This is a genomic window from Streptococcus oricebi (genome assembly GCF_017883985.1).
In the GTDB taxonomy this organism is placed as follows: domain Bacteria; phylum Bacillota; class Bacilli; order Lactobacillales; family Streptococcaceae; genus Streptococcus; species Streptococcus oricebi.
The window spans coordinates 287,788-296,227 of record NZ_PRDG01000004.1; the positions used below are offsets into that span (position 1 = coordinate 287,788).

An 8,440-nucleotide genomic window follows, 5' to 3' on the forward strand; every position below is an offset into this window, starting at 1 on the left:
GCTAAAGAGGCCACAAGAAGGAGGGCTAACTCCAACGACTATTGGGTGGCAGGACTCTCACCTGCGGGCATATCTCACCTTCTATTATAAGAGAATTTTAGCTTTTTTTCAAGGTGCTACCCTGGGCTGGCTAAGAAAATGATTACAAAAAAGCTAAATGAGTTAAAAATATCTGTTTTTCCGCTTAAATGAATTTATTAAAGATGAAAACGTTCGGAAATCCTTGATAAACGTAGCGAAAATTTGTTTTCCGGCCCTTTTTATAATAGACTTATAGTCAAAGACTACAAGAGACTGGGGATTAAGCATGACAACCAACCAACTACTACAAAAACTAGCCAAGACAGCTCCCATTTTAGAAGCTAGTTTTGGGCTAGAGCGCGAGGGCCTACGAGTAAAAAGAGACGGTCAGCTGACCCAAAGCCAGCATCCTCGCAATCTAGGCTCCCGCAACTTTCACCCCTACATTCAGACCGACTTTAGCGAGCAACAACTAGAATTTATCACGCCCGCCACCACTTCCAGCAAGGAAGCCCTGCGAATCCTGGGAGCCATTACCGATGTTAGCCAGCGTAGCCTAGAGCCAGACGAACAAATTTGGCCCTTGTCCATGCCACCAAAACTGGAAGAAAAAGATATCCAAATCGCCCAGCTCGATGATGAATTTGAGCTTAACTACCGCCACTATCTGGCCCAAAAATACGGCAAGAAACTTCAAGCCATCTCGGGTATCCACTATAATTTCGGCCTGGGAGCAGACCTGCTCCAGCAAATCTTTGAGCAGAGCCAGGAGACCGATTTTAGCCAGTTCAAAAACCAGCTTTACCTCAAACTGGCCCGCAACTTCCTTCGCTACCGCTGGCTCTTTACCTACCTCTACGGAGCAGCCCCTCTGGCTGAAGCAGGCTTTTTAACTAGCGATATTTCCCAGCCCGTCCGCTCTTTTCGCAATAGTCAGCTAGGCTATGTCAATGAGAGCGACCTCCACTTCCCCTATACTTCACTAGAGGCCTATATCACTAGCATTGAAAACTATGTCCAGCAGGAAAGGTTGATTGCCGAGAAGGAATGCTATGCCCCTGTCCGCTTTCGGGGACAAAAGAAAAATCGCGACTACCTCAGTCAGGGAGTGACCTACCTCGAATTTCGCTCTTTTGACCTCAATCCCTTTGAGGCTTTGGGCATAAACCAAGAGACTTTGGATAGCGTCCACCTGCTCCTCTTGGCCCTGCTCTGGCTAGATGATTCAGAGGAGACCGTCACAGAAGACTTGACCCAAGCCCAGCAAATCAATAACCAGGTTGCCCTCAGTCACCCCCTCTCTCCCCTACCAGAGCAAGCCCAGGCCCAACCACTTATCACTGCCCTGGACCAGCTGATCCAGCATTTCCAGCTAGATAGCTACTACCAGGACCTAGTCCAGCAAATCAAAAGGGCCCTGCAAGACCCTAGAGAGACCCTGGCTGGCAAACTCCTCCCCCATATCGACAACCAGTCCCTCCAAGCCTTTGGCCAAAAGCAAGCCCAGGTCTATCATGACTATGCCTGGCAAGCCCCCTATGCCCTAAAGGGCTATGAGGGAATGGAGCTTTCCACCCAGATGCTACTCTTTGATGTCATTCAAAAGGGACTTTCCTTTGAAATTCTGGACGAGGAGGACCAGTTCCTCAAACTCTGGCACAAGGACCATATCGAGTATGTCAAAAACGGCAATATGACCTCCAAGGACGATTACGTCATGCCCCTAGCCATGGCCAATAAAACCGTAACCAAGAAAATCTTAGCTGCAGCAGGCTTTCGCGTTCCCCAAGGGGCCGAATTTAGCCAGTTAGGTCCAGCCCTTGCCTACTTCTCTAGAATCAAGGACCAAGCTATCGTTGTCAAGCCCAAGTCTACCAACTTTGGCCTGGGAATTTCAATTTTCCAAGAAGCTGCTAGCTATGAAGCCTATCAAAAAGCCTTGGAATTGGCCTTTTCTGAGGATAGCTCTGTCCTGGTTGAGGAATTTATCCCTGGGACCGAATACCGTTTCTTTATCCTAGATGGAAAGTGTGAAGCAGTCCTACTGCGCCTAGCAGCCAATGTCCAGGGAGACGGTCAAAAGACCATCAGAGAACTGGTTGAGCAAAAAAATGCCAATCCCCTTAGGGGGAGCGACCACCGCTCTCCCTTGGAAAAAATTCAGCTCGGGCCAATCGAGCAACTCATGCTCCAACAGCAGGGCTATCAAGCAGAGGATGTCCTAGAAAAGGGAGTCACTGTTTACCTGCGAGGCAACTCCAATATCTCAACCGGTGGCGACTCGGTCGATGTGACCGAGGATATGCACCCTTCCTATAAGGAACTAGCTGCCCAAATGGCTCAGGCCATGAAGGTTTGGGCCTGCGGGGTTGACCTTATCATTCCCGATAGTAGCCTCGCTGCCAGCAAAGAGGAACCTCACTCCACCTGTATCGAGCTTAACTTCAACCCCTCCATGTACATGCACACCTACTGCGCCCAAGGACCTGGCCAAGCCTTGACTCCAAAAATCCTGGCCAAACTCTTTCCAGAATTAGAAGAATAAGCTAAAACCCACACGACAAACCACCATTTTTAGGACATTTGCAGTGTGGGTTTTTACTTGGCTTGATGAGGCGGACAGCTAAGTGACTAAGACTAGGCCTCTACTCCTAAAGATATAAGCCGACCTAAAGTAGAAAAAGACAGAAAGTTTTAAAAACTTTCTGTCTTTGACTAGGAAATCTTCCTAGGGTAGCCGTTGTTTATCTAAATCAACTTGTTTTTGAGCGAAGCGCTTGGCATTAGCTCGTTTGTCTGCCTCCGAGATAACATGAGGCATGGTATATTTGATATTGCGAGCCAGTTCCGCGTCCATGGTCTGAATTTCATCGGCCATACTATTGAGGAACTGGTCCAAAGAATCCACTGTCGATTCTAAAGTTTGACTAAGTTCCTTGGCCTCTTTTGTGGCCGTTGAAAAGCTCTCTGTCGCGCTGGAGTCAATCAAGTCTGAAGCGTTATCCTTCAGATTTTCTCCTACCGCCTTAAAGGAGGCTTTAACCCCTTTCATTTTCTCGGGGGTAATACGTTTTCTTGACATAAGGTTCTCCCTTTCTTTAGTATTTTTAATTTATTTGGTGAACTTTCTATTTTGTAAGCTCCGGATGAGCTTTAAGCCAGGCTTGGTAGTCCTGATAACTGCGAATCGGAGTGTCTGTAACAATAGGGTCTCCCCCTTTCTCTGAATTTCGTAACACTCCATACACCTCTAAGACTTCCTCTCCCTTGGGCGCAAACCAATAAAGTAACTGATTGGCCCACTCTTCCTCAGATACCCGGTCTGGACGAGGATATAAAACCCAGTCCTCCTTGAGTTTAGTTTCAAGCTCAGGGTAGTCCGCAAAGAGATTAACATTGGTATTGAGGACACTCCCTTTGTAATCAGATGCTTCAACAGTTCCGCCTAAAGTATAGATTCCCTCTCCGACGGCTTTGTTAACGACTTTGTTAAAGGTTGTCCAATTTAGAGGATACCGCAAGGGAGAAAAAGAAACATTTGCTTTATAGGCTTTAAACTTTTCTGGTGCAGCCTCTAACTTCTTGGTCTTTAAATTATAAAAAAAGTTTTTTCTTGTCTTTGTTACCTGTTGACCACTAATTTTCTTGCCTCCTAACCAAGCATATTCTTGATTCTTATAATAGACCATTCGATAATAGGCGGACGGGACATAGTCCGGGGCTTGGTCTCGAAAGAGCTGGTAGAGGTCAACCTTGCTTTCCTGATAATTTTTATCTAAATCATAAAGAACAAGATGATAGTATTCCCCCTTACGTTGGGTATGAGACTGTACTTCTTTTCCACCAACTTCTCTTTCAAATTTTCCCTCAATACTAGCTACATAGCGTCCACCTAGATCTCCATCATGCCCATAACCTTCCGAAGAAACCTTCGGATCATACAATACATACTTGCCTTCCTTATCTAGGGGCTGATAGACCTTTTTGATGTCATCCTTTTTTCGAATATAGTAGGTCACCTTGTTTGAGATTTGATACAAATAGAAACCAACAAGTGTAAGGAGAAGGAGAAGGAGGATAACTGAAATCCGAATGATGAAACTCTTATTTATCTTCATACCTTCCCCCCTAGTTCTTCCCTCTACCAAATAGAAATTTATCAAAGGAGCTACGACTATCATTGGTATAGTGTTCATCTAATCCTGCTGGATAGTTTGGATTACTATCTTTCCCTATCATATCGCCAATTACCTTACTATAGTTGTCATAGCCAATATCGGCTAGACTATCCTTGCTGCTACCGGCGAAAAAGTTATGGATTTTCTTTGTGTAGCCCTCTGGTGCATTCTTCCAATCCTTGTATGCTTTCATTTCATTATCAAATTTTCGTAATTCTTTCTCAGCCTCTTCAAATCTTTTATCTACGTTCGTAGACTGACTATCCATATAAGCCTGACGATAGATATCTCCACGCAGTCCATTGTCCTCCAAATCCTTGGTTCTTAAGTGGGCCCCTAAATCGTAGTTTGGAGTATAGGTCGAACTGTCTACTTTGCCCTCCTTATCAATGGTATAACCACCGGCATCGGTCACATTGGATTGAACTTCTAATTCCTTAGCTTCAATCTTCTTATCCAGCTCATTGGACTCGACAAAGTAATCCAAAATATTTTTTCCAATCCCGACAGTATTACCTGCGAGTTTAGAGTACTTGTCATCCGATAGACCTGCTCCCTCTTTGATTATATCAAGCGTAGCCTGTCCCTGATCATCTGACTGAATAGAAGTCTCTACAATGCCAATTAAAGCATTAAGGGCTGGGTCTTTGATGAAACTTTTTCCGATGTTATAAGCCTTCTCTGCCCACAAATTCTCCTTCTTATTCCTAAAGTCTTCTAGTTCTTTCAAATTACTCGCATTTTTTATATCACTAACATTATTATAATGCTTGGCACTGACATCTGTAGAACTTGCTCCATATCGACTTAGCTGGGTAAAAGAAAGTTCGTTGCCAACTAACTTTAAACTCCCTTTTTTAAGAAGTGCATAAGAGGTAGTATAGGTCTCATCGTGATAACCACCATTCATATTCGGTACTCGTAAAGTAGTTGTCTGAGGCCCGAACTGGCTCGTCGTCATATATTGATAGAGAGTGTTTAACTTCCCATAGCGCTGGATAATGCGATTAAGGGTGCTAAGGGCAAGTTGATTTTCCTTACTAGTTATCTGCTGGTACCAAGCTTTATAAGCCTCTGGACTAGAGCCTGCTCCAGGCATTGGAGGATAGAGCCCCTCCGCCTGGGCAGAGAGCCCTTTGACAATGTCGTCGGTCGCAGCTGATAGTTTGGCCGCATAGATATTCACATAACCTTTGTCATGCTGCCCTACCATATTCATAAAGGCTTCGACATTAGGGAGTTCACCATCCCCGTTCTCTGCATTGACAATCTCTTGATAGACTCTCTGAGCCAAAATGACCATAACAGGCTTATTAACATCATTCACTGGCGTTTGAGCTATTTTCTCAAAGAACTTCTTCTTATCCTCTCCCTCACTGATAATCACACTAATCATCTTGGCATCGGCTTCATTTCTGATAACATCCAAATAATACAGTTTATCCGCAGATAAAACCCCACTTCGGATACTGTTGAGAATGACTTTAGCGGAAACCAAGGTCAACCCTTGGGCAGCTTCGGTTTGGGCTTTCAAAGTTTGTAATTGGGCAATCACATCATTGAGGCCTGACTCAAAACTATCATGGGCGCTTTGAACACTATCGTGGATACGTTGACGAGTATTTGACTCATCCTGCAAGGCAGACTCCGCTGCTGTGACTATGCCATCAAGATTTACATCATCTATTTCTAAAAGTGCTGTAGCTGTATTCAAGGCATCCTGCAAGGACTTCTTCACATCACTAATTTTGGTCGCCTGTTCACCGGTCAATTTAGACTTAACGGTTTCCACCCCACTGGCACTAGTCCAGGCTTTTACATTAAAGCCTGCTCCTTTCAAGCTATCTGAGAGATTGGAAACTAAGGTCGCATAGGAACGGAGTGCCTCAGGTGCTTGGTCTAACACTTGACTTTGGAGTTGATTGAGCTTTTCTAAAAAAGCATTCAGCGCCTCCATTTCTGCTCCGTGAGTCTTAGCCGCAAAGGAGCGCTGTGTTTCATTTCCTGCTGCTTCGACAGAGTCGGCGAAGTTTTTGATAGCCGTACCTGCATCAGAAATTCCAGGTATGTTTTTTATTTTAATCGTATCTCCCATTGCTTAATCCTCCGCATAACGTAAATCTAAACTCAACCATTTAAGCTGGTCATTGTAGCCAGCAATTTGAATTCTAATTTGGTTAATCTTAGTCTGCAACTGCTCCAATACGGTTGTTTTTTGGGTATCAAACTGAGCAGTAGTTGTTGTTAAATTTTCCTTTTCATCTTCTGTTTCTTTTAGATAAGGAGTTCCTGCTAAATGATAAGTTGCCTTGATATTTTCATGGCTTTTCAACACATATTCAATAGATGTATTGGTTCCCGATAGGGTGCTGTGAGCACTTGTCAAAGCCTCAAGCTTTGCATTGGCAGCTGTTAGTTTGGCGTTCACAGCGTTAATTTTGCCCTGAACTTCTGCTTTTTTTACCATCTTCTTCCTTCCTTTATTCCATAATGACTTTTATCTTAGATGCGATATTGTCTTCAATATAGTAGTGGACCTGACTTTCCAGCGGTTGTTCGCGGAGTGGTTTGTTAATCGGTGAGAGAACTGTCTGGTCGCTAAAGCGAACCGCAGATAGACCATACTTGTAGGTCTTGAGAAGCTTGGACATACTATCAATTCGGCGACCCAAGGAGAGGTCACTCATGATGATGGCATGATAACCAGCCCGGCGGCCCTTATCCAAGATAAAGGTCAAGCTACTGATACTATTGGCGTCCAATTCGTCTGCTAGGCTTCCCCAGTCATAGACCAGCAAGGTCAAATCATGTTGGCTCTTGCGCTCAGTCAAGCGTTCTTCCACTCGTTGAGCCAAGGCTTCAATCATATTGGCAACGGCCTCCTCACCACTGACCAATTCCATTCCCTCTTGCTTACTTAAGCTATGCAGCCGAGGGGCCAGGACAACCAATTTATGTTGACTTTTGGCAATTTGTTCCATAAAGCTGGTCATCTGGCTTTCCTTATCGGTCAGATAAAGGAGATTGCCCTTAGCCACTTGCCAAGTCACTGTCTCGACAGTCTCCATATCCAGACCCAATGGCAACTGACCTGCCGCATAGGCTTCCTTGACAGCCGGCATTTGGTAAAAGGCGGACGCCTCCAACTCCTCCGGTACCATTGGAATGGCGCTTGGGCGACTGACCTGCCAAGCTTCCCGCATGGTCTGGGCTTCGGTTCGTAGGTTTTCGACCACCTGGATATCATTGTGTCCAGCAACCGGCAAGGCAAACTGAACCACATCCACTTCATGGCGCTTCATGAGTGCCCGACCCTTGATATCTTCCATGGTCGTCGCAAGTGGGGTGGAGCCCACAATCGAGCGGACCTCACTGCTATCATTTTGCTTGAGGGTCAGCTGGTGCTTGAAGTTGCTGTAGAGGGTCGCTCTTAGGTTGCTTTGGCGACCAGCCGTCATGACTAGATGGACCCCGATAGAAAGTCCCTCACGAGAGACCCGCATAAGCAGGCTCTGAAGGGCCGGCTCAAAGGCTTCATCCCGCATGGCCTCAAAGCTATCCAAGAGAATCACCAAGGTCGGCTCTTCCTTGCCACTGGTCTGGCGGTAAAGCTCCATGGTCCCCACACCGTAGTCCGATAGGAGTTTCTTGCGTTTAGCTAATTCTTGTTCTAAAATCCGCACAAACTTGGCAATCTTTTCTCCCTGGTCCAGAAGCATGAGGTCTGCCACATGCGGCAGGCTTCCCAGTGGGGCCAGTCCATTGGTCCCAAAGTCAAGGAGGTAAAGCACCACCTCTTCAGGCGAGTAGTTGCGGGCCAAGTCCATGGCCACGCTTTGTAGGAAGGTGGTCTTTCCTGTCCCGGGTGCCCCGTAAAGCAGGACATTGCCGTCCTTGGTCAGGTTAATTGACACCGGCTCCTGCTTTTGTTCCTGAGGAATATCCGCCACCCCAAGGAGGATAGAAACGCTTTGCTTCTTCTCCTGCCAAGCCTGCTCAAAGGATAGGGGACGAATTTCTTCCAAGGTCATCCGCTCCGCAAGTGGAGGCAGCCATGGTTGCGGCAATTCCGCAATGCCCAGCGACTTAGTCAAGGCGTCCATCTGATCGACAATAGCCTCTAGCTCGGTCGGCACCTCCCGAATGGTTTCGGCGGCTTCCAAACCACTTAAATCTTCATTTAAAATTTCATATTGACCAATGTCGTTAATCAAGTAAATGGTATGGTCCTCAATCCCCTG

Annotated in this window: 6 protein-coding genes; 1 reads left to right on the forward strand and 5 read right to left on the reverse strand. The window is 45.9% G+C overall.

The features are described 5' to 3' along the window. The first annotated feature begins 307 nt into the window (after positions 1-307). Positions 308-2,566 (forward strand): bifunctional glutamate--cysteine ligase GshA/glutathione synthetase GshB, encoded by a 2,259-nt coding sequence (gene gshAB, locus C4K46_RS08120; RefSeq protein WP_209628385.1) that lies wholly within the window; start codon positions 308-310, stop codon positions 2,564-2,566. Between the two features lie 183 nt (positions 2,567-2,749). Here gshAB and C4K46_RS08125 read toward each other — a convergent pair whose 3' ends face one another. The 5 genes from C4K46_RS08125 to C4K46_RS08145 all read right to left on the reverse strand — a co-directional run. Next, complete coding sequence (locus tag C4K46_RS08125) at positions 2,750-3,103, reverse strand: hypothetical protein (protein ID WP_209628386.1); 354 nt, start codon at positions 3,101-3,103, stop codon at positions 2,750-2,752. A 46-nt stretch (positions 3,104-3,149) separates the two neighbouring features. Continuing rightward, positions 3,150-4,139, reverse strand: coding sequence for a hypothetical protein (locus C4K46_RS08130; protein ID WP_209628387.1), 990 nt, complete (start codon positions 4,137-4,139; stop codon positions 3,150-3,152). Positions 4,140-4,149: 10 nt separating this feature from the next. Continuing rightward, positions 4,150-6,294, reverse strand: coding sequence for a hypothetical protein (locus C4K46_RS08135; protein ID WP_209628388.1), 2,145 nt, complete (start codon positions 6,292-6,294; stop codon positions 4,150-4,152). A gap of 3 nt (positions 6,295-6,297) precedes the next feature. Next, entirely contained in the window at positions 6,298-6,666 is a 369-nt protein-coding gene (locus C4K46_RS08140; protein WP_209628389.1) for a hypothetical protein, read from the reverse strand. Between the two features lie 13 nt (positions 6,667-6,679). Continuing rightward, positions 6,680-8,440, reverse strand: a 1,761-nt coding sequence (locus C4K46_RS08145; protein ID WP_245335167.1) for an FtsK/SpoIIIE domain-containing protein, incomplete at its 5' end; no start/stop codon positions are given.